Annotated in this window: 21 protein-coding genes and 1 pseudogene; 19 read left to right on the top strand and 3 right to left on the bottom strand. The window is 72.0% G+C overall.

The window, feature by feature from the left end; genetic code table 11:
- Window positions 1-96 precede the first annotated feature (96 nt).
- The 7 genes from lepB (at window position 97) to ACS3YM_RS11010 (ending at window position 6,368) form a co-directional block, all read left to right on the top strand.
- Window positions 97-840, top strand: a complete 744-nt coding sequence (gene lepB / locus ACS3YM_RS11040) for a signal peptidase I (protein WP_439936489.1) — start codon at window positions 97-99, stop codon at window positions 838-840.
- Between the two features lie 35 nt (window positions 841-875).
- Window positions 876-1,649, top strand: coding sequence for a ribonuclease HII (locus ACS3YM_RS11035; RefSeq protein ID WP_439939873.1), 774 nt, complete (start codon window positions 876-878; stop codon window positions 1,647-1,649).
- Window positions 1,646-1,954: a DUF2469 domain-containing protein gene (locus tag ACS3YM_RS11030; protein ID WP_439936488.1), complete on the top strand. Its 309-nt coding sequence runs from the start codon at window positions 1,646-1,648 to the stop codon at window positions 1,952-1,954. The genes ACS3YM_RS11035 and ACS3YM_RS11030 overlap by 4 nt, the downstream gene beginning before the upstream one ends.
- 299 nt (window positions 1,955-2,253) lie before the next feature.
- A complete protein-coding gene (locus tag ACS3YM_RS11025) occupies window positions 2,254-2,649 on the top strand; it encodes a YraN family protein (protein ID WP_439936487.1) in 396 nt (131 codons plus the stop codon).
- Window positions 2,649-4,253 carry a YifB family Mg chelatase-like AAA ATPase gene (locus ACS3YM_RS11020; protein WP_439936486.1) on the top strand — a complete coding sequence of 535 codons (1,605 nt, stop codon included), beginning with the start codon at window positions 2,649-2,651 and terminating at the stop codon, window positions 4,251-4,253. The genes ACS3YM_RS11025 and ACS3YM_RS11020 overlap by 1 nt, the downstream gene beginning before the upstream one ends.
- Window positions 4,250-5,395, top strand: a complete 1,146-nt coding sequence (dprA, locus tag ACS3YM_RS11015; protein WP_439936485.1) for a DNA-processing protein DprA — start codon at window positions 4,250-4,252, stop codon at window positions 5,393-5,395. The genes ACS3YM_RS11020 and dprA overlap by 4 nt, the downstream gene beginning before the upstream one ends.
- Window positions 5,396-5,468: 73 nt before the next feature.
- A complete protein-coding gene (locus ACS3YM_RS11010) occupies window positions 5,469-6,368 on the top strand; it encodes a tyrosine recombinase XerC (RefSeq protein WP_439939872.1) in 900 nt (299 codons plus the stop codon).
- Between the two features lie 94 nt (window positions 6,369-6,462).
- On the opposite strand, the gene ACS3YM_RS11005 is transcribed toward ACS3YM_RS11010, so the two are convergent.
- On the bottom strand, window positions 6,463-7,035 hold the full coding sequence (locus tag ACS3YM_RS11005; RefSeq protein ID WP_439936484.1) for a M23 family metallopeptidase: 573 nt from the start codon (window positions 7,033-7,035) through the stop codon (window positions 6,463-6,465).
- A gap of 440 nt (window positions 7,036-7,475) precedes the next feature.
- Between ACS3YM_RS11005 and rpsB the strand changes: the two are divergent.
- The 10 genes and pseudogenes from rpsB to ACS3YM_RS10955 all read left to right on the top strand — a co-directional run.
- Window positions 7,476-8,237, top strand: a pseudogene (gene rpsB / locus ACS3YM_RS11000) (30S ribosomal protein S2); the annotation flags it as partial.
- A gap of 357 nt (window positions 8,238-8,594) precedes the next feature.
- The gene (gene tsf / locus ACS3YM_RS10995; RefSeq protein ID WP_439936483.1) at window positions 8,595-9,407 is read left to right on the top strand and encodes a translation elongation factor Ts; all 813 of its coding nucleotides are present in this window, start codon (window positions 8,595-8,597) and stop codon (window positions 9,405-9,407) included.
- A gap of 164 nt (window positions 9,408-9,571) precedes the next feature.
- The gene (gene pyrH, locus ACS3YM_RS10990; protein WP_439936482.1) at window positions 9,572-10,288 is read left to right on the top strand and encodes a UMP kinase; all 717 of its coding nucleotides are present in this window, start codon (window positions 9,572-9,574) and stop codon (window positions 10,286-10,288) included.
- A gap of 51 nt (window positions 10,289-10,339) precedes the next feature.
- Window positions 10,340-10,897, top strand: coding sequence for a ribosome recycling factor (gene frr / locus ACS3YM_RS10985; RefSeq protein ID WP_439936481.1), 558 nt, complete (start codon window positions 10,340-10,342; stop codon window positions 10,895-10,897).
- Between the two features lie 10 nt (window positions 10,898-10,907).
- Entirely contained in the window at window positions 10,908-11,822 is a 915-nt protein-coding gene (locus ACS3YM_RS10980) for a phosphatidate cytidylyltransferase (protein WP_439936480.1), read from the top strand.
- Window positions 11,822-12,604 (top strand): SDR family oxidoreductase, encoded by a 783-nt coding sequence (locus ACS3YM_RS10975; RefSeq protein ID WP_439936479.1) that lies wholly within the window; start codon window positions 11,822-11,824, stop codon window positions 12,602-12,604. The genes ACS3YM_RS10980 and ACS3YM_RS10975 overlap by 1 nt, the downstream gene beginning before the upstream one ends.
- A complete protein-coding gene (locus tag ACS3YM_RS10970; RefSeq protein ID WP_439936478.1) occupies window positions 12,601-13,113 on the top strand; it encodes a histidine phosphatase family protein in 513 nt (170 codons plus the stop codon). Before ACS3YM_RS10975 ends, ACS3YM_RS10970 begins: the two co-directional genes overlap by 4 nt.
- A gap of 76 nt (window positions 13,114-13,189) precedes the next feature.
- Window positions 13,190-13,537, top strand: coding sequence for a hypothetical protein (locus ACS3YM_RS10965; RefSeq protein ID WP_439936477.1), 348 nt, complete (start codon window positions 13,190-13,192; stop codon window positions 13,535-13,537).
- A 55-nt stretch (window positions 13,538-13,592) separates the two neighbouring features.
- Window positions 13,593-14,726 (top strand): 23S rRNA (adenine(2503)-C(2))-methyltransferase RlmN, encoded by a 1,134-nt coding sequence (gene rlmN / locus ACS3YM_RS10960; protein WP_439936476.1) that lies wholly within the window; start codon window positions 13,593-13,595, stop codon window positions 14,724-14,726.
- A gap of 99 nt (window positions 14,727-14,825) precedes the next feature.
- Window positions 14,826-16,028 (top strand): glycosyltransferase family 4 protein, encoded by a 1,203-nt coding sequence (locus ACS3YM_RS10955; protein WP_439936475.1) that lies wholly within the window; start codon window positions 14,826-14,828, stop codon window positions 16,026-16,028.
- Here the strand turns inward: ACS3YM_RS10955 and ACS3YM_RS10950 are convergent.
- Window positions 15,991-17,088, bottom strand: a complete 1,098-nt coding sequence (locus ACS3YM_RS10950; protein WP_439936474.1) for an LOG family protein — start codon at window positions 17,086-17,088, stop codon at window positions 15,991-15,993. The genes ACS3YM_RS10955 and ACS3YM_RS10950 overlap by 38 nt on opposite strands.
- Window positions 17,089-17,162: 74 nt before the next feature.
- Window positions 17,163-18,065, bottom strand: coding sequence for a serine protein kinase RIO (locus ACS3YM_RS10945; RefSeq protein ID WP_439936473.1), 903 nt, complete (start codon window positions 18,063-18,065; stop codon window positions 17,163-17,165).
- A 192-nt stretch (window positions 18,066-18,257) separates the two neighbouring features.
- On the opposite strand from ACS3YM_RS10945, the gene ACS3YM_RS10940 reads away from it, so the two are divergent.
- Both ACS3YM_RS10940 and ACS3YM_RS10935 read left to right on the top strand, forming a co-directional pair.
- Window positions 18,258-19,697, top strand: a complete 1,440-nt coding sequence (locus tag ACS3YM_RS10940) for a M1 family metallopeptidase (RefSeq protein ID WP_439939871.1) — start codon at window positions 18,258-18,260, stop codon at window positions 19,695-19,697.
- A gap of 5 nt (window positions 19,698-19,702) precedes the next feature.
- The gene (locus tag ACS3YM_RS10935; RefSeq protein ID WP_439936472.1) at window positions 19,703-20,317 is read left to right on the top strand and encodes an AMP-binding protein; all 615 of its coding nucleotides are present in this window, start codon (window positions 19,703-19,705) and stop codon (window positions 20,315-20,317) included.
- Window positions 20,318-20,321: the final 4 nt, after the last annotated feature.

Below are 20,321 nucleotides of genomic sequence, written 5' to 3'. Positions count from 1 at the left end.
GGGACTGGTTAGTCTCTGCGCGTGACTTCTGATGACCGCGGTTCTTCGTCCATCTCCACGGACGAGGGATCGCGGTCCTCGCGTTCGGGGGACGACGTGAGCCGCCCGAAGGGCAAGACGAAGCGCAAGCAGCTCCCGCTCTGGCAGGAGACGATCCTGCTGCTCGGCGTCGCGCTCGTGCTCGCCATCGTGATCAAGACGTTCTTCGTCCAGGCGTTCTACATCCCGTCGGAGTCGATGGAGCCGGGCCTGATCCTCAACGACCGGATCCTCATCCAGAAGGTCTCCTACTGGGGCGACGACGGGCCCGAGCGCGGCGACGTGGTCGTCTTCAAGGACCCGGGCGGCTGGCTGAGCCCGGTGGACTCGGCCGGACCCAGCAACCCCGTGGCCCAGGCGATGGCCAAGCTGGGCCTCTACCCCACGGGCGGGCACCTGGTGAAGCGCGTCATCGGGGTCGCGGGCGACACGATCGTGTGCTGCGACAAGCAGGGCCGGCTCTCCGTCAACGGGCAGCCGCTGGTGGAGTCCGACTACGTCAAGCGCATGGGCGCGCCCTGCAACGGCCCCATGCCCACCAACGGCGCCTGCGACGAGCAGTGGAAGGTCGGCCCCATCCCCGAGGGCCACATCTTCGTGATGGGCGACAACCGCTCCCGCTCGGCCGACTCCTCCCAGCACATGTGCCGCACCGACGAGACCGAGTGCGTGCCGGGCGACGAGTTCGTCCCGGTGGACCTCGTCGTGGGCAAGGTCTTCGTCCTGCTCTGGCCCGCCGACCGCTTCCGCTGGAACACCCGTCCGGCCACGTTCGAGGACGTGCCGGACCCGTCCCCGTGACCTCGGTCGTGGAACCGGCGTCCATCCCCGTCCCGCTGCCCTCCGCGAGCGGCGTGACCGTACGCCGTGACGCGGGCCTCTACGGCTACGAGCGCGCCCTGCGCCGGGCCGGGCTCGACCCGATCGCGGGCGTCGACGAGGCCGGTCGCGGTGCCTGCGCCGGACCCCTCGTGGCGGGTGCCGTCGTGCTGCCGCCGGGCAAGGCCGGCATCGTCCCCGGCCTCGCCGACAGCAAGCTGCTGACCGAGGCCGCCCGCGAGCGGGTCTACGCCCAGGTCCTGCGGCGAGCGCTGGCCTGGTCGGTCGTGGTGATCGACTCCGAGGAGTGTGACCGGCTCGGGATGCACGTCGCCAACCTCGAGGCCCTGCGACGCGCGGTGGCCCGGCTCAGGACGCGGCCGTCGTACGTCCTCACCGACGGCTTCCCGGTCGACGGGCTGGGGGTGCCCGGCCTGGCCGTGTGGAAGGGCGACCGGGTCGCCGCGTGCATCGCCGCCGCCTCCGTGGTCGCCAAGGTGACCCGCGACCGGCTGATGGTCGAGCTCGACCGGACGTGGCCCGACTACGACTTCAAGACGCACAAGGGCTACATCACCTCCGACCACGAGGCCGCCCTCTCCGCGCACGGACCCTCGCCCGTGCACCGGATGCGCTTCGTCAACGTACGGCGAGCGGCCGGGCTGGAGCCGGCGCCGGAGCCGGCTCAGGACACGGCCACTAGTGTCGGGTCAGAGCATCCGGGGCAGCCGGGAGGGCCGGGCACGACGGGGCTCGACACGACGTTCGACATCACGGAGGAGGACGCATGAGCGCCGAGGAGCTCGAGAAGTACGAGACCGAGATGGAGCTCACCCTCTATCGCGAGTACCGCGACGTGGTGGGCATCTTCAAGTACGTCGTCGAGACCGACCGCCGCTTCTACCTCTGCAACCAGGTCGACGTGAAGGCCCGCTCCGAGAGCGGCGACGTGTTCTTCGAGGTGTCGATGACCGACGCCTGGGTCTGGGACATGTACCGGCCCGCGCGCTTCGCCAAGAACGTCAAGGTGCTGACCTTCAAGGACGTCAACGTCGAGGAGCTCGCGCCCCAGGAGATCGACCCGCCGAAGGACTGACCCGGCCCGCCGTCTCACTGTGGTTTCCCCGCATATGCGGGGAAACCCAGACATATGGACCTTTGCAGGGGCCCGGAAGTTCGCGACTCGCACACGAAGTCGCGACCCCGGAGTCGATGGCCACTGCTGTTCGCCGACCCGCCGGGCGCGCGACACGACGCGGAAGGTGGCCACCAACCCTCCACAGCAGCTCCGATCCGCGCGCCGTCCACAGGTGCGAGTGCGTTCTGCGCGCGACCGTCGGTACGCCGCGGTGTGCTGGTGCCTTCCCGATCCTGCTCCACCGGAAGGCACCCACGATGGCCCGACCCGCTGCCCCCTTCGTCCCCGACCCCGCAGCCGCGCGCAAGCGGCGGCTCGGTGAGCGCGGCGAGACGATCGCGGCCCGCCACCTGACCCGGGGCGGCATGGTCCTCCTCGACCGCAACTGGCGCTGCGACGCCGGCGAGATCGACCTCGTGCTGCGCGACGGTCACGTCCTCGTCATCTGCGAGGTCAAGACCCGCACCTCGATCGACTACGGCGCCCCGCTCGAGGCGATCGACCGGCGCAAGGTCGACCGGCTCCGGCGGCTGGCCGCCCGGTGGCTGCGCGTCCACGACTGCCACCCCGAGGACGTCCGGATCGACATGGTCGGGGTGCTGGCGCCACCCGGGCTGCCGGTCGAGGTCGAGCACGTCGAGGGGGTCGGCTGATGGCCTTCGCGACCGCGCGGTCCCTCGCGCTCAGGGGAGCGGACGGGCACGTCATCGACGTCCAGGTCGACGTCTCGCCGGGGCTCGTCGGCACGACCATCATCGGCCGGGTCGACAAGGGCCTCTCGGAGGCTCGCGACCGGGTGCGGATGGCGATCAACAACGACTGCGCGCGCTGGCCCGCCACCAAGCGGGTGACGATCCTGCTCGCCCCGGCCGACCTCCCGAAGGGCGGCACCCACTACGACCTGGCGATCGCCGTCGCGGTGATGGCCGCCGACAAGCAGCACAAGGACCTGACGCCCGACCTGCTCGCCGGATGGGCGTTCATCGGCGAGCTCTCCGTCTCCGGCGGCCTGCGTCCGGTCCCGGGGGTGCTCCCGATGGTCATCGCGGCCGCCGCCCACGGGATCACGAGGGTCTTCGTGCCCGAGCCGCAGGCCGCCGAGGCCGCGCTGGTGCCCGGGATGACGGTCTTCGGCGTCCGCTCGCTCGCCCAGGTCTCCGCCGTCCTGCGCGGGGCGGAGGTGCCGGAGGCGCCTCCCGTGGTCGGCCCGTCCGCGAGCCCGCTGGCGACCTGGCGCGGGGACGACCGGCTGTCCGACCTCGACCTGACCGATCTCGACGGCCTCGACGACGTCCGCTACGCCGTGGAGGTGGCGGCCGCGGGCGGTCACCCGCTGATGCTGATCGGCCCGCGCGGCACCGGCAAGACCTCGATCGCCGAGCGGATCCCCACGATCCTTCCCGACCTGAGCACCGAGCAGGCGCTCGAGGTGACAGCTCTCCACTCGGTCGCCGGGCTGCTTCCCGAGGGGAGCGGCCTGCTGCGCCGTCCGCCGTGGTTCGCCCCGCACCACTCGGCCACCGCCGCGAGCGTGCTCGGCGGCGGCACGGGGCGGGTGCGCCCCGGACAGGTGAGCCTGGCGCACCACGGGGTCCTGTTCCTCGACGAGTTCCCGCACTTCCGCTCCGACGTCATCGAGGCCATGCGCCAGCCCCTGGAGTCGGGGGAGGTGACGATCGCCCGGGGCGAGGAGGCCGCGACCTACCCGGCCCGGTCCCTCGTGGTGCTGGCCGCGAACCCCTGCCCGTGCGGCAACTTCCACGGCCAGTCGGGCGGCGCCTGCGAGTGCTCGGACGTCCAGCGCGCCCACTACCGGCGCAAGCTCAGCGGGCCCATCCTCGACCGCGTCGACATCTGGATGGAGGTCCGCCCGCAGCGACGTGGCCGCACCGGCTCGTGGCGGCCCGCGCCCGAGTCCTCGGCCGACGTCAGGGCCCGCGTCGCGGACGCACGCGAGCGACAGGCCCGCCGCTACCAGGACTGCTCGTGGCAGCTCAACGCCTCGTGCCCGGGGGCCGCGATCGCCGAGCGCTGGCCGCTGGACCCCGAGGCGCAGCGGCTGGTCGATGCCGAGCTGTCCGCCGGCATGCTCAGCCGACGCGGCATGACCAGGGTGCAGCGGCTCTCCTGGACGGTCGCGGACTGTGCCGGTGTCTCGCGTCCCGGGCCCCGCGAGGCCGAGATCGCCCTCGCGCTGCGCTCGGACGACTCGGCGCGCAGCCTCCCCGCCCGCGTCGTCGCGGTGACGGCGTCATGAGCACCCCCGTCGTGCCCGTCCCCGAGGCCGAGCGCCTGGCCCGGGTCGTGCTCAGCTGCGGTGTCGAGCCCGGCGACGGCACGACCTCCTCGCTGGTGCTGCAGATGGGCGCCGTCCGAGCCCTCGAGCAGACCCTGGTGGCGACGAGCGACACCGGGATCGCCGAGCGGCTGGCCGAGCGACTGTCCGAGGTCGACCCGGAGCGCATCCTCGACCAGGCCGCGAGGTGTGGCATCCGGTTCCTCGTCCCGGGCGATGCCGAGTGGCCGACAGGTCTCGACCACCTCGACGACGCCATCACCGAGGAAGGCTTCGGTGGCACCCCGCCGGGCCTCTGGGTCAAGGGGCCGATGCCGCTCACCGAGCTCGCCACCTCGGTCGCAGTGGTGGGGTCACGGGCCGCCTCGGTCTACGGCGTGGAGATGACCCGCGCGATCTGTGGGCACCTCGCGCTGACGGGGGTGCCGGTGGTGTCCGGTGGCGCGTTGGGCATCGACTTCGAGGCGCATGACTCCGCCCTGGTCGCGGCAGGAGTCACCGCGGCGGTCCTCGCGTGTGGGGTCGACCGGGTCTATCCCGCACACAACCGACTCCTCCTGCAGCACCTCGCGGCCGAGTTCGCCGTGGTCTCGGAGCAGCCGCCCGGGTCCGCGCCCACGCGGCCGAGGTTCCTCGCGCGCAACCGCCTGATCGCGGCCATGACCAGCGGAACGGTGGTCGTCGAGGCAGCCCTGCGCAGCGGTGCGCTCAACACCGCCGGATGGGCAGAGCGCATGAGCCGGCCGGTGATGTGCGTGCCCGGCCCGGTGACCAGCTACACCTCGCAGGGGGTCAACAACTTCCTCCGCGAGGGGCGCGGCACGGTCGTCACCCGCGGAGAGGAGGTCCTGGAGCTCATCGGCGCCGCGGGTGAGCACCTGCTCGAGGCGCCGCGCGGCGAGGAGCGCGCCCGCGACGGGCTGACCCCCATCGAGAAGCAGGTGGTGGAGTGGGTGCCGGTGGGGGAGCACGCCCCGGTCGACTCGATCGCGCGACTGTGCGGGCTCCACATCCGTTCGACCGAGCGCGCGCTCCGCCGGCTGATGGACAAGGGCTTCGTCCGGCTCACCGAGGAGGGGTGGCGACTCGCGCCTGACGTGTGACGAGCCTCCGCGCGCCTAGGCTTCGGGGGTGAGCGAAGCGGAGGCGGAGGAGCAGGCCGGCCTGCCCGAGCCGATGGTGCGCCTGCTCGGTGACTACGAGCGCCACCTGGTCTCCGAGCGCGACCTGGCGCCGCACACGGTCCGCGCCTACCTCGGCGACATCTCCAGCCTGCTCGACCACTGCGTCCGACTCGGGCTCGTCGACGTCACCGAGCTCGACCTGCGCACGCTCCGCAGCTGGCTGGCCAGGTTGCAGACGACGGGACGCAGTCGTACGACGATCGCCCGGCGTGCCACCGCGGCGCGCGTGTTCACCGCGTGGCTCCACCGCACCGGACGCCTGCCCACCGACCCCGGCGCGGCGCTGGGTTCGCCCAAGAAGCACAAGACGCTGCCGCCGGTGCTGCGCGCCGACGAGGCCGAGGCGCTGATCCGCTCCGCCGCCGAGTTCGCCGACGACGGAACGCCGGTGGGGGTTCGCGACGTGGCGATGCTCGAGCTGCTCTACGCGACCGGCATCCGGGTGGGGGAGCTGGTCGGCCTCGACATCGACGACGTCGACGACGAGCGCCGGGTCGTCCGGGTCTTCGGCAAGGGACGCAAGGAGCGCTCCGTGCCCTACGGCACTCCCGCCGGTCGTGCCCTCGATCGCTGGCTCGCCTCCGGTCGTCCGGCGCTGCGCATCCAGGGTTCCGGGCCGGCGCTGTTCCTCGGCGTGCGCGGCCGGCGCATCGACCAGCGTGCCGTCCGCGACCTCGTGCACCGGCGCATCGCCGACGTGCCCGGCGCCCCGGACATCGGCCCGCACGGCCTGCGGCACACCGCGGCCACCCACCTGCTCGAGGGTGGCGCGGACCTGCGGTCGGTACAGGAGCTGCTCGGCCACGCCTCCCTCGCGACGACGCAGCTCTACACCCACGTCACGACCGACCGGCTCCGACGGGCCTACCAGCAGGCCCACCCACGCGCCTGAGCCACCCCGCCGGCGGCGGATCCGTCATCCGAACCCCAACCCATCGGTGCGCCTTCGTATGACGGACGTGCAGGGGGCGCCGGAGACCCCCTGATCAGACCAGGAAGTCGACCTGCGGACGCCAGCGCTCGAGCGGGGGAGTCCAGGGCAGCCGGAGCGTCACCGGCTCGTCGCGCCACAACGGCAGCAGGCGGACCGGCCCGCCGCCGACCAGCGTGAGCGGGTCGACGTACGTCTCGCCCTCGATCAGCCCCCAGTGCAGGCACGTGTCGGGGAAGCAGTGGCCGTCGACCGTCACGAGCCGGCCGAGCACGTCGCCGGCCGTCACCTGCTGGCCGGGCTCGACGGTCGCCACCACCGGCTCGTAGGTCGTACGTCGTCCGCCGTGCAGCACGGTCACGACCGGCTTCCCGCCGATGGAGCCGGCAAACCCCACGGTCCCCTCGAGCGCGGCCAGCACCGGCTGGCCGGGGCTCCCGGCCAGGTCCACCCCCCGGTGCCCCGCGGAGTAGGGCCCGGGCGGCCGCTCGAAGGGGCGTACGACGTCGGGCTCGGGAAGGAGCGGCCACACCCCGCGCGGCTCCTCCCGACCCGCGTGCACCGGGCCGGACACACCGAGCAGCAGGCCCAGCACGAGTCCGGACAGGACGACGGGGAGAGCTCTCATCCGGCGATCCTGGCCACGACGGACCGGCCCGGACCACCGCCGCCGACCACGCCTGTGGAGGGCGTCGCAGGCACACTGGTTGTGGACGTTCGCCGGCCCACGTTTCCACGCTCAGCGCACGCTCAGCGGCAGTGCGCGCAGCGATTCGCTCCAGAGGATGCTCTGGCCTACGATGTCCGGAGCAGTCCTCCCGGACTGACTTCGCACGCTCGCAGACCGCGTCGGAATGCATCCCTGGTTCCGGACCACCCGTGGGCGTCGGTCCTCAGTTCCGCACCACCAGGCTCGTCCAGGTGCGCGGATCGGACCGGCGTGTGGGCGTCAGGGCACCGGACACCCGTCAGGTGCAGCAACTGAAAACAACAGGAGCCACGCTCCCGGCCCCACCTGCCGAAGGTCGGGCACATCGGTGAGCGTCCTCCGCTAAAACAGGAGAACCCATGGCAGTCGTCACCATGCGCCAGCTGCTCGAGAGCGGCGTCCACTTCGGTCACCAGACCCGTCGCTGGAACCCCAAGATGAAGCGCTTCATCATGACCGAGCGCAACGGCATCTACATCATCGACCTGCAGCAGTCGCTCGCCTACATCGACCGGTCCTACGCCTTCGTCAAGGAGACCGTCGCCAAGGGCGGTGTCGTGATGTTCGTCGGCACCAAGAAGCAGGCCCAGGAGGCCATCGCCGAGCAGGCGACGCGCGTCGGGATGCCCTACGTCAACCAGCGTTGGCTCGGCGGCATGCTCACCAACTTCCAGACCGTGCACCAGCGGATCAACCGCCTCAAGGAGCTCGACGACGTCGACTTCGACACCGTTGCCGGCTCGGGTCGCACCAAGAAGGAGCTCCTGCAGATGAAGCGGGAGCACGCCAAGCTCGAGAAGACCCTCGGCGGCATCCGCGAGATGTCGAAGGTCCCCTCCGCGGTGTGGATCGTCGACACCAACAAGGAGCACCTGGCCGTCGAGGAGGCGCGCAAGCTGCGGATCCCGATCATCGGCATCCTCGACTCCAACTGCGACCCCGACCTCGTCGACTTCCCGATCCCGGGCAACGACGACGCCATCCGCGCGGTCGGCCTGCTGACCCGCGTGGTCGCCGACGCCGTGGCCGAGGGCCTCGTCGCGCGTTCGGGCGCCAAGGCGACCGGTGACGAGACCGTCGGCGCCGAGGAGCCGCTGGCCGAGTGGGAGCGCGAGCTCCTCCAGGGTGACGCCGAGAAGACGGCCGCGGCCGCCACCGGCGACGCCACCGCCGAGACCCCCGCCTCCGAGGGCACCGGTGCTGCTGCCGAGGCCCCGCAGGCCGAGGCCGCTGCCGAGGCCGCCACCGAGGCGCCCGCCGCTGCCGAGGCTCCGGCCGAGACCGAGGCGCCCGCCGCTGCCGAGGCCCCCGCCGAGACCGAGGCTCCCGCCGAGACCGAGGCTCCGGCCGAGGCCAAGCAGGACTGATCCGCCGACCGCCGGTCGTGGGCCAAGGCCCGCGACCGGCGCTCAGCGCGTCACACCCCACCCCGCCGGCTCGCACGAGCCGGCCCCCGAACTCAAGGAAGAAGGACCCCCATGGCCGACTTCACCGCTGCCGACGTCAAGAAGCTCCGTGAGCTGACCCAGGCCGGGATGATGGACTGCAAGAAGGCGCTGACCGAGGCGGACGGCGACTTCGACAAGGCCGTCGAGCTGCTGCGCGTCAAGGGCGCCGCCAAGGCCGCCGCCCGTGGCGCCGAGCGCGAGACCGCCGCCGGCCTCGTGGCCACCGCTGGCAACGCGCTGGTCGAGCTCAAGAGCGAGACCGACTTCGTGGCCAAGAACGAGGACTTCATCGCCAAGGCCCAGCAGATCGCCGAGGTCGCCAACGCGGTGAAGGCCACCGACACCGAGGCCCTCAAGGCCGCCGAGCTCGACGGCAAGACCGTCGGCGAGGTCGTCGAGGACCTGGCCATCACCATCGGCGAGAAGATCGAGCTGGGCGAGGTCGCCTACTTCGAGGGCACCACCGTCACCTACATGCACAAGCGTGCCGCCGACCTGCCGCCCGCCGTCGGCGTGCTGGTCGAGTTCGAGGGTGACGAGGCCGCCGCCCGCGGCGCCGCGATGCAGATCGCCGCGATGAAGGCCCAGTACCTCACCCGTGACGAGGTCCCGGCCGACGTCGTCGAGTCCGAGCGCTCCATCGCCGAGCAGAAGACCCGCGAGGAGGGCAAGCCCGAGCAGGCGATCGCCAAGATCGTCGAGGGCCGCCTGGGCGGGTTCTACAAGGAGATCGTCCTGCTCGAGCAGGAGTCGGTCACCGAGTCGAAGAAGAGCGTCAAGGCCGTCCTCGACGCCGCCGGCACCACGGTGAAGCGCTTCGCCCGCTTCGAGGTCGGCGCCTGAGCCACGGCTCATCCGCAGCACCCGACCGGGGCCCGTACGCACGTCGTACGGGCCCCGGTCGCATTTTCCGGGCGGGTGCACTTCCCCACGGGCTCCGGGTTCGACCGGCCGCACACCGGACCGGTAGGTTTCTCGCGACCCACTTGGCGTGCGAAGGGATCGAAGTGACGGCGTACAACCGTGTCCTGCTCAAGCTCTCGGGCGAGGTGTTCGGCGGTGGCGAGGTGGGCCTCGACCTCGACGTCATCAACGCGCTGGCCGGTGAGGTGGCCGAGGTCGCCAAGTCCGGCGTCCAGATCGCGATCGTCGTCGGCGGTGGCAACTTCTTCCGCGGCGCCGAGCTGCAGCAGCGCGGCATGGAGCGGGCACGAGCCGACTACATGGGCATGCTCGGCACCGTCATGAACTGCCTGGCGCTCCAGGACCTCATCGAGAAGCACGGCGTCGAGACGCGCGTGCAGACCGCCATCACGATGGGCCAGGTCGCCGAGCCCTACATCCCGCGCCGGGCGATCCGGCACATGGAGAAGGGGCGCGTGGTCATCTTCGGGGCCGGCGCCGGCATGCCGTTCTTCTCCACCGACACGGTCGCCGCCCAGCGGGCGCTCGAGACCCGGTGCGAGGTCATCCTCATGGGCAAGCAGGGTGTCGACGGGGTCTACGACTCCGACCCCAAGACCAACCCCGACGCGGTGAAGTTCGACCGCCTCACCTACGACGAGTACCTCGCCCGCGACCTCAAGGTCGCAGACGCCACCGGGATCGCCATGGCGCGCGACAACAAGATGGACATGGTCTTCTTCAACCTCTCCACCCCCGGCACGATCGGCCGGGCGGTGCGAGGTGAGAAGATTGGCACGCTGGTGACCAGCGCGTCCTGACCGGGCCGCCCCAGGCGCCCGCACCCCGACGTACGAGGAGAGAGAGCTGCTGTGATCAACGACGTCATGAATGATGCCGACGCCAAGATGGGCAAGTCGGTGGAGGCGACCCGCGAGGACTTCGCCACGATCCGGGCCGGCCGCGCCAACCCGGCGATGTTCGCCAAGATCACGGCCGACTACTACGGCACGCAGACGCCCCTGCAGCAGCTGGCGAGCTTCACCTCCCAGGACGCGCGCACCATCTTGATCCAGCCCTTCGACATCGGTGCCATGGGCGCCATCGAGCGCGCCATCCGCGACTCCGACCTGGGCGTCAACCCCGCCAACGACGGCAAGGTCCTGCGCTGCGTCTTCCCCGAGCTGACCGAGGAGCGCCGCAAGGAGTTCATCAAGCTGGCGAGGGCGAAGGCCGAGGACGGTCGCGTGTCCGTGCGCAACGTGCGTCGCACCGCCAAGCAGGCGCTCGAGAAGCTGGAGAAGGACGGCGAGGTCGGCAAGGACGACGTCACCGGTGCCGAGAAGCGCCTCGACGCGACCACCAAGACCCACACCGACAAGATCGACGAGCTGCTCAAGCACAAGGAAGCAGAGCTGCTCGAGGTCTGAGCGCCCACCGATGACGACACCCGACCCGGCTGTCCCGGACGCGCCCGGGCCGGACGCACCCCCGCCGGTGACCCCGAAGGACCACGGCCGCGCCGGTCGCGACCTGCCGGCCGCCATCGGCTCGGCGGTCGTGCTCGTCGGCCTGATCCTGCTCAGCCTGTTCTTCTGGAAGACGGCCTTCATGGCCGTCGTCGCGATCGCAGTGGCGGTCGCGGTCTGGGAGCTGCACCAGGGCCTGTCCGCTAAGGACGTCGACATCCCCGAGCAGCCGCTGATGCTCGGCGGGGTCGTCATGGTCGTCGTGGCCTACTACTGGGGAGCCCCGGCCCTCGTGACGGCCACCGCGGTCACGGCGCTGGTGATCATGCTGTGGCTGCTGCGCCGTGGCGTCGCCGGCTACGTCAAGAACGCCACCGCGTCGGTCTTCACCCTCGTCTACGTCCCGTTCCTGGCGTCGTTCGTCGCGCTGCTGCTCGGCGAGGGCGGCACCACCCCGGCCTTCGGCCTCGACACCGACGACCTCGGCGTCCGTGGCGTCATCACCTTCATCGCCATCACGGTGGCCTCCGACACCGGCGGCTACATCGCCGGCGTGCTCTTCGGCAAGCACCCGATGGCACCCGTGATCTCGCCGAAGAAGTCGTGGGAGGGCTTCGCCGGGTCGATGGTCGCGACGATCGCCGTCGGCGTCTGGCTGGTCACGTCGTTCCTCGGCGGCGACTGGTGGGTCGGCGTGATCCTCGGCGTGATCGCCGCGGTGATGGCGACGCTCGGCGACCTGTGCGAATCGGTCATGAAGCGCGACCTCGGCATCAAGGACATGAGCCAGGTCATCCCCGGCCACGGCGGCCTGATGGACCGGCTGGACTCCCTCCTCGCCACGATCGCGCCGATCTGGCTGGTGCTCTACTACCTCGTCTTCTGATGCGCCTGCTCGTCACCGGTGGTCGCACCGGCTACCTCGGCCGGCACGTCGTGGCAGCGGCCGCCGGACACGACGTGGTCGCCGTCGGGTCGGTCGACTGCGACGTCCGTGACCGGGTGGCCGTCGACGCGCTGCTGGACGCCCACCGCCCCGACGCCGTGGTCCACACGGCCTACGTCCAGTCCGACCGGGAGGTCACGGCCAACGGGGCCGTCCACGTCGCGCAGGCGGCGGCTCGGGTCGGGGCTCGGTTCGTGCTGGTCTCCTCGGACGTGGTCTTCGGCGGCCGCCCGGTGCCGTACGACGAGTCGGTGCCGCCCGACCCCGTGTCGGCCTACGGAGCGGCGAAGGTGGAGGCGGAGCGGGCGTCCCTCGGGTCGGGCGCCGACGTCGTGGTCGCCCGCACCTCGCTCATCCTCGGCGACGGCGGGTCCAAGCACGAGCAGCTCTTCCGCTCGCTGGCCCTGGGCGCGGACGGTGTGCTGTTCGAGGACGAGCGCCGCTGCCCGGTGCACGTCGGCGACCTGGCCGCGGCCCTCGTCGAGCTCGCCTCGCACGACGTCCGCGGGGTGCTGCACCTCGGCGGGGGCGACGCGACCAGCCGGCTCGAGCTCGGCCGGCTGGTCGCTCGTCGCGACGGCCTCGACCCCGGGGTGCTGCGCGGCGGACGCCGGGCCGACCTCCCCGACCCGGGACCCGTCGACGTACGCCTCGACTCCACGCGTGCCAGCGACCTGCTGACGACGCGGCTGCGCGGGGCCCGGGAGTTCCTGGCGCCATGACCCTCCACCTGGTCCGGCACGGTCGTCCGGCGATCGTCCCGGGCGTCCCCGCAGCCGAGTGGGAGCTCGACCCCTCGGCGTACGACGACGTGTGGGCGCTGCGCGCCTCCGGTCGGCTCCCGCTGCGGGCGGCGTGGTTCGCCTCGGCGGAGCCGAAGGCGCTGCAGACGGCCCAGCTCCTGACCGACACAGAGGTCGGCGTGCTGCCCGACCTGGGCGAGCACGTGCGGTCGGGCGAGTGGCTCGACGACTTCGCCGGCGCCGTGCGCCGCGCCTTCGAGCGTCCCGCCGAGCCGGCAGTCGATGGTTGGGAGTCGCTGGACGCCTGCCGCGAGCGCGTCGTCCCCGCCGTGCGCCGCGTCCTGGAGGTGCACGGCGACGAGGACGTGGTGCTCGTCGGCCACGGCACCGCCTGGACGCTCGTGGTCGCCGACCTCACCGGGGAGCCTCCGGACCTGGACCGCTGGGGCGCGCTCGCCATGCCCGACCTGATCACCGTGCAGGTGTGAGCAGCACCCCTGCCGGATGTCCCTGTCACCGCGAGCCCACCGGCCTGCCGCGGCCGCCAACGCCTAGGCTGGGGACGTGGAGACCGAACACGTGCAGGAGACGCAGGAGCCGGGCGAGCAGACCCTCGGCTGGTGGCACCACAGCCACCCGACGTTCGCCGGCATCACGGGCTTCTTCGCCGGGATGCTCTTCGTCACCGCGCTGCCGGGTGCCTTCGTGGGCATCCTGCGGCTGCTGTTCGACTACGAGACGGCTGAGCAGCTCTTCCCGCTCGTGCTCCTCGCCCTGGCACTGCCGATCTTCATGCTGATCAAGCGCAAGACCAGGCGGTTCGCCCAGTTCATGTTCGTCGGCATGGTCGTCACCGCCCTGGTCGTCCTCGGCGTCGCGTCGCTGGTGCTCTACTTCATGGTCGACGGTTGAGGTCCTGCGGTCGCTGAATCGACCCGCTGACCGCAGGGATGGGAGGATCGGGCTGATGTCCGAGCCCAGTGAGCCCATCAAGACCCTGCCCCTCGTCTTCGACGAGCCCCGCGGCCGCAAGAAGCCGCCGCGGCACCTCGCCGACCTCGACGAGGCCGGCCGCAAGGCGCTCCTCGAGGAGATGGGCCTGCCGGGCTTCCGCGCCAAGCAGCTCTCCACCCACTACTTCGGGCGGCTTGTCGACGACCCGGAGGAGATGACCGACCTCCCCGCCGGCCAGCGCGACGACCTGGTCTCGGCGCTGCTGCCCGACCTGATGACGCCGCTGCGCACGATGGAGGCCGACAAGGGCACCACCCGCAAGACGCTGTGGAAGCTCTTCGACGGCGCTCTGGTCGAGTCGGTGCTGATGCGCTACCCCGACCGCGCCACCGTGTGCGTGTCCAGCCAGGCCGGCTGCGGCATGGCGTGCCCGTTCTGCGCGACCGGCATGGGCGGCCTCCAGCGCAACATGTCGACCGCCGAGATCGTCGAGCAGGTCGTCGCCGGCGCCCGCTCGATGGCCCGCGGCGAGGTGCCCGGCGGCCCCGGTCGCGTCTCCAACGTGGTCTTCATGGGCATGGGTGAGCCGCTCGCCAACTACAAGGCCGTCGTCGGTGCCGTGCGCCGTCTCACCGACCCGTCGCCGGCGGGCCTGGGCATGAGCGCCCGCGGCGTCACCGTCTCCACCGTCGGCCTGGTGCCGCGGATCAACCAGCTCGCCGACGAGGGGATCCCGGTCACGCTCGCGCTGAGCCTGCACGCGCCCGACGACGAGCTGCGCAACGAGCTGGTCCCGATCAACACCCGCTTCTCGGTCGCCGAGACCGTCGAGGCTGCGTGGAACTACGCCGCGAAGACCAAGCGTCGCGTCTCCATCGAGTACGCCATGATGCGCGGCATCAACGACCAGGCCGAGCGCGCCGACCTGCTGGGCGACGTGCTCAACTCGTACGGCGACTGGGGCTGGGTGCACGTCAACCTGATCCCGCTCAACCCCATCGAGGGCTCGAAGTGGACCGCCTCCGACCCGGCCGACGAGCGGGAGTTCGTCCGCCGCCTGGAGGCGAAGGGCATCCCGACGACGGTCCGCGACACCCGCGGCCGCGAGATCGACGGCGCCTGCGGCCAGCTCGCCGCCAAGGAGTAGGTCAGGAGACAGGCGGCAACCCGAGGCGTCGGGGACCGTTCACGTGTCGTCCGCATCAGCACCACGAGCCGTTGCGGCCTGCTTCCTAGCGTCCGGGCCATGGACCTGCTGCAGAGGCGGCGTCTCAGCCGCCCCGCCCCCGCCGACGTCGTTCCGCTCCCTCGACCCACGACGGACCGCCTCCGGGTGCTCGTCGTCACCGAGTCCTTCCTCCCGCAGGTCAACGGCGTCACCAACTCGGTGCGACGCGTGCTCGAGCACCTCGCGGCCGAGGGCCACGACGCCGAGCTGATCGCGCCGACCGGGCCGGCGACCTACGCCGGGTTCCCGGTCACCCACGCCCGCGGCGCCAGCCTGCCGTTCTACGCCGAGTTCCGCATCGGCCTCGAGACCCGCCGCCGGCTCCGCGCCGCGATGGTGCGCTTCCGCCCCGACGTCGTGCACATCGCGTCCCCGGCGACGCTGGGGTTCCAGGCCGCGAAGGCCGCGCGGTCGCTCGGCATCCCCACCGTGGCGATCTACCAGACCGACCTCGTCGGCTTCGCCGATCGGTACGCCGTGCCCGGGGGAGCACGGGCCATGGAGTCGCTCACCCGTCGGATCCACCTCGGCGTCGACCGCACGCTGGCGCCGTCGCGGGCGAGCATCGACCAGCTCACGCGCCTCGGCGTCACCGACGTGGCGCGCTGGCCGAGGGGAGTGGACCAGGTGCTCTTCACCCCGGAGCGGCGCGACGAGGCGCTGCACGCCGCGCTCGCCCCGCGCGGCGAGCTGCTCGTCGGGTACGTCGGCCGGCTGGCGCCCGAGAAGGAGCTCGAGCTGCTCGCCCACGTCGAGCGGCTCCCGGGCGCGCGCCTCGTGCTGGTCGGGGGCGGCCCCGAGGAGGCCCGCCTCCGGGCGCTGCTGCCCGGTGCCGCGTTCCTCGGGGTGCTGCACGGCGACGACCTCGCGGCGGCGTACGCCACGCTCGACGTCTTCGTGCACACCGGCCGGCACGAGACCTACTGCCAGTCCGCGCAGGAGGCGCTGGCGAGCGGGGTGCCCGTGGTCGCGCCGCGTGCCGGGGGCCCGATCGACGTCGTGGACGACACCGTCGCCGGCTACCTCTACGAGCCCGGCGACGCCGAGGAGCTGGTCGCCCACGTCGAGCGGCTCGTGGACCGGCCGTTGCTGCGCGCACGGATGGGACGCGCGGCGCGCCTCAGCGTGCGCGACCGGACCTGGCAGGCGGTCAACGACCTCCTGGTCAGCCACTACCGCGACGTCAGCGCCCCCGCGTCCAGTCGTCGGCGGGCCGGCTGAGCACCTCGCCCACCTCCTCGAGGGAGTCGACGAGGTGGACGTGCGGCTCCATGGCACGCCCGCGGGCCATCGCCTCCAGCAGCGGCCAGGCCGGCAGCTCCTCGGTCCAGTGTTGGCGCCCGACCAGCACCATCGGGGCGAGCGAGGTCTCGTCCGCGTAGTAGTTCTCGCAGGCGTCCTGGAAGATCTCCTGCACGGTGCCGCCCGCGCCGGGCAGGAAGACGATCCCGGCGTTGCAGACCTCCAGCAGGATCGACTCGCGGGTGGCGTTGCGGAAGTACTTGGCGATCGAGGTGGCGAACGGGTTGGGCGGCTCGTGGCCGTAGTGCCAGGTCGGGATACCGAGCGACTCACGCCCGTCCTCCACCGTGTCGAGCACACCGAAGGCGGCCCTCGCCCAGGCGCCGATGTCGGGCCGGAACGACGGCACCTGCGACAGCTCGGCGAGCGCGGCGTCGAGGTCGGCGGGGAGGAAGGCGCCGAGGTTGGCCGCCTCCATGGCGCCCGGCCCCCCGCCGGTGGCGACGGTGAGGTGGCCGCCGAGCTCGTGGCCGAGGCGGGCCGCGTCGGCGTACGCCTCGCTCCCGCGCTCCAGCGCGTGCCCGCCCATCACGCCGACGATCGACCGTCCGGCGACCCAGGCCGTCAGCGCCTCGTCGATGGCGTGGTCGTGCAGGGTCATCGCGAGCGCGTCGTCGGTGTCGTTGGGCATCTTGGACCAGGCGTAGGCCCGGGCGTCGAGCGAGTCGCGGTAGTGGGGAGTGTCGTAGAGCTCGCGCGGCGAGTAGAGCTCGGCCCGGTAGGGGTCGACGGGCGTGTGCGGGATGGTCGGCAGCACGACCCCGCCGGCACGTCGTACGGCGTCGGCGTCACCGTCGGCGAACGTGCAGCCGAGGAACAACGCCTGTGCCACCGAGCCGCGCAGGAGCTGGTCGACGCGGTCGGTCAGGTCGAGACGGACCAGGCGCCAGCCGCCCATGTCGTGCGCGCCGTGGGCCAGGCGCCGGTCGAGCTCCTCGAGCGTGGTGACGTCGACGACGCGTCCGCGGGTCCTCTGCACGAGGCCAACCTATGCGCCGCGGGTCCCTGAGTCCCTGAGGGACCCACGGCGCAAGGGGCCGGGCTCGGCCCGTCTCAGAACGCGTGTGCCATGAGGTCGCCGAACAGCTCCTGCTCGTCGACCTCGAGCCCCCGCGAGCGGAACCAGGCGCACATGTTGGCGCAGTCGCGCAGGAGGAAGTCCATCCCGCGCGGGTTGCCGACCAGGTCCACCATCTGCGGCAGGTCGATGATGACGAGCCGCTCGCCCGCGGCGAGGGTGTTGTAGGGCGACAGGTCGCCGTGCACCAGTCCGGCCTGCACGAGCACGCCGAGCGCGTCGCGCAGCTGGTCGTAGTAGGCCTCGACCAGCTCGCGCTCGGGACGGACCTGGGCGACGCGGGGTGCGGTGTCGGTCACGCCGGCGACGGTGACGGTGATCCACTCCATCATGATCTCGGTCTCGTCGATCTGGACGGGGTAGGGGACCGGCAGCCCGAGCTCCCAGCACCGGCGCAGCGCGCTCCACTCCGAGACCGCCCACTCGCCTGCGGCGACCTGCTTGCCCCAGGTGGACTTGCGCTTGAGGGCGCGGTTGTCACGCGAGCGCTTCATCGACCGGCCCTCGGTGTAGGAGGCGGCGCGGTGGAACGTGCGGTGGTCGGTGTCGCGGTAGCGCTTGGCGGCCATCACGACGGCCGTCTCCGGCCGGTGCGGGTCCTCACGCTCGACGAGGAAGACATCGGCCTCCTTGCCGGTCTTGAGGACGCCGAGCTCGGTGTCGATCGCGCCGCTGGAGACCACGACCCAGTCGGGTCGCGGCTCGGGACCCTTCATGAGTGCTTCGAGGTCCTCCCAGCGGGACCATCGTTGACCGTCGCCGAGCTCGTCGGCGTACGTGTCGTAGGTGAAGACGAACGACTCGTCGATCCCCTCGAGGGGCGAACGGTCGTCAGGCCGGAGGAAGTCCTCCGGGAAGTGCGGTTCTGTGTGCGTCAACGCGGGTGCTCCGTGAGTGCGAGAGGTGGTCGGCGGGCAGGCCGAGGACAGTGATGGACATGTCACGACTCCTCTCGGACGGGGGCACGGGCTGACTCTGCAGCACGTGGTGTGGCGGATCGCCGGGACCATGGTGGGTCACCCGACGGCGCCCCGGCAACGGGATTAACGCGCTAGGTTCCACGGGTGAGCATGCGATCCCTCTCGAGGCCCCTCCTGGCGCTCGGCCTGTCCGGGGCGATGACAGTCGGGCTGACCAGCGCCTCCGCGACGGCCGAGTCCTCGCTCGTCGCCCCAGCTGCCGCCGACGGTGCCTCGGGGATCGGTGATCCCTACTGGCCGCTCGACGGCAACGGCGGCATCGACGTGACGTCGTACGCCGTCGCCAACCGCTACGGCCTCGCGAGCAAGTGGCTCAGCGGGCGCACGAAGGTGCGGCTGGTCGCGACGAGCGACCTCTCGAGCTTCTCCCTCGACTTCCTGCTGAAGGTCGACAAGGTGACCGTCGACGGCGCCCGGGCCACCTTCGCCAGGTCCGACGGCGGGCACGAGCTGCGGATCACCCCGGCCGCCCCGCTCGCGGCGGGCTCGGCGCACACCGTCGTGGTGACCTACGACGACCACCCCGCCGAGCGTGCCTATGCCGGCCAGCGCAACTGGCTGGCGAACAAGCGCGAGGTGGTCACGATGAACGAGCCGCACATGGCGCCGTGGTGGTTCCCCGCCAACGACCACCCGCGCGACAAGGCCGTGGTCGACGTGCGGATCACCGTGCCCCACGGCCGCGAGGTGATCTCCAACGGCGAGCTCAAGGGCCGCCGGGTCGGCAAGCGGTCGACGACCTGGCACTGGCGCGCCGACGAGCCGATGGCGCCCTACCTGGCGTTCTTCGCCGCCGGTGACTTCACCATCGCCCGTGGCAAGCGCGGAGGACTGCCCTGGCTGGTCGCGGTCTCGCAGGGGCTCAGCGAGGGCGACCAGCGGGCCAGCATGCGGCTGATGAAGAAGACCCCTGCGGTCATCGCCGGGCTGGAGAAGGACCTCGGCGACTACCCCTTCTCCGTGGTGGGCGGCCTCACGACCTCGCTCAACCCGGGCTTCGCGCTCGAGAACCAGACGCGCCCGACCTACCCCGCGGTCGGCGGCAGCTACACCAGCCTCGTGGTCCACGAGCTCTCGCACCAGTGGTTCGGTGACGACATCGCCGTGCAGGGCTGGCGTGACATCTGGCTCAACGAGGGCTTCGCCAGCTTCATGGAGTGGCGCTGGGACGAGACCCACGGTGGTCGCTCGGGTGCCGCGATCCTGCGCAGCTACTACGACGACGTGAGCGAGCAGTCGGACTTCTGGCAGGTCGTCGTCGCCGATCCCGGCTCCGCCAAGGTGTTCGACTCAGCGATCTACGGCCGCGGGGCGATGACCCTGCAGGCGCTGCGCAACCGGGTGGGCGACGAGGTCTTTTGGAGGATCATCCGCACCTGGATCCGCGAGCAGCGGGGCGGCAACGGCGCCAGCGAGGAGTTCGAGGAGGTCGCCACCCGGGTGAGCGGACAGGACCTCGGTGGGTTCTTCACCGCGTGGCTCCGCACCCCGTCGAAGCCGGCGAGGACCCCAGAGAACGGGCTGTCCTGATCGCCATGTCCGACGTGCACTGGTTCCGCGCGCCCACCGACGGCGACGCCGGCACCCTCAACGCCTGCTACGACGCGCTCGACATCCACGTGGTCCGCGGACACGCCGACGACGTCGCGCTGACCGACCCGGACGGCGACTGGACCTTCGCCCGGCTCCTCACCGACGTGGCGGCCTGCGGGGGAGTGCTGCGGGCGTTCGGCGTGACGGTGGGGGACCACGTGGCCCTCGGCGACCTCCCGCGCGCGACGGGCGTGGTGGTGGCCCTGGCGGTCGCCCGGCTCGGCGCCGTGGCGGCGTACGACGACTCGGCTGCGGCCGACGCCACGATGCGGGTCGGCGAGGGCGGGACGGGCGTCGTCTTCGGTGTCGAGGGTGAGGACGAGGACGTGCCGTGGGACATCGCGATGCGCGCCGGCCGCACCGACCCCGCGCCCTGCGCCGAGGTGCCGGGCGACGCGATCCTCGCGCGGCACGGCGCCGACGAGCTCCCGGTCCTCGCGGCGCTCGGCGCGTCGGACGACCACGACCTGCCGGTCCCGGCCGGGGCGAGCGTGGTGGAGGTCGGCGGCCTGCGGTTGTGGTCCTTCGACCCGGCGCAGCCCCTTCGGGGCACCTGACACA

Origin of the sequence: Nocardioides sp. N13(2025) (assembly GCF_051912545.1) — a bacterium.
In the GTDB taxonomy this organism is placed as follows: domain Bacteria; phylum Actinomycetota; class Actinomycetes; order Propionibacteriales; family Nocardioidaceae; genus Nocardioides.
Note: the sequence above shows the minus strand (reverse complement) of the source record. Positions and strands in the feature narration are given on the sequence as shown.

Excerpts from the sequence above, each read along its gene's own strand:
- ACS3YM_RS11030 (WP_439936488.1), top strand. The coding sequence starts at position 1,646 with ATGAGCGCCGAGGAGCTCGAGAAGTACGAGACCGAGATGGAGCTCACC.
- ACS3YM_RS11025 (WP_439936487.1), top strand. The coding sequence starts at position 2,254 with ATGGCCCGACCCGCTGCCCCCTTCGTCCCCGACCCCGCAGCCGCGCGC.
- ACS3YM_RS11020 (WP_439936486.1), top strand. The coding sequence starts at position 2,649 with ATGGCCTTCGCGACCGCGCGGTCCCTCGCGCTCAGGGGAGCGGACGGG.
- dprA (WP_439936485.1), top strand. The coding sequence starts at position 4,250 with ATGAGCACCCCCGTCGTGCCCGTCCCCGAGGCCGAGCGCCTGGCCCGG.
- ACS3YM_RS11010 (WP_439939872.1), top strand. The coding sequence starts at position 5,469 with ATGGTGCGCCTGCTCGGTGACTACGAGCGCCACCTGGTCTCCGAGCGC.
- ACS3YM_RS11005 (WP_439936484.1), bottom strand. The coding sequence starts at position 7,035 with ATGAGAGCTCTCCCCGTCGTCCTGTCCGGACTCGTGCTGGGCCTGCTG.
- tsf (WP_439936483.1), top strand. The coding sequence starts at position 8,595 with ATGGCCGACTTCACCGCTGCCGACGTCAAGAAGCTCCGTGAGCTGACC.
- ACS3YM_RS10980 (WP_439936480.1), top strand. The coding sequence starts at position 10,908 with ATGACGACACCCGACCCGGCTGTCCCGGACGCGCCCGGGCCGGACGCA.
- ACS3YM_RS10975 (WP_439936479.1), top strand. The coding sequence starts at position 11,822 with ATGCGCCTGCTCGTCACCGGTGGTCGCACCGGCTACCTCGGCCGGCAC.
- ACS3YM_RS10970 (WP_439936478.1), top strand. The coding sequence starts at position 12,601 with ATGACCCTCCACCTGGTCCGGCACGGTCGTCCGGCGATCGTCCCGGGC.
- rlmN (WP_439936476.1), top strand. The coding sequence starts at position 13,593 with ATGTCCGAGCCCAGTGAGCCCATCAAGACCCTGCCCCTCGTCTTCGAC.
- ACS3YM_RS10955 (WP_439936475.1), top strand. The coding sequence starts at position 14,826 with ATGGACCTGCTGCAGAGGCGGCGTCTCAGCCGCCCCGCCCCCGCCGAC.
- ACS3YM_RS10940 (WP_439939871.1), top strand. The coding sequence starts at position 18,258 with ATGCGATCCCTCTCGAGGCCCCTCCTGGCGCTCGGCCTGTCCGGGGCG.
- ACS3YM_RS10935 (WP_439936472.1), top strand. The coding sequence starts at position 19,703 with ATGTCCGACGTGCACTGGTTCCGCGCGCCCACCGACGGCGACGCCGGC.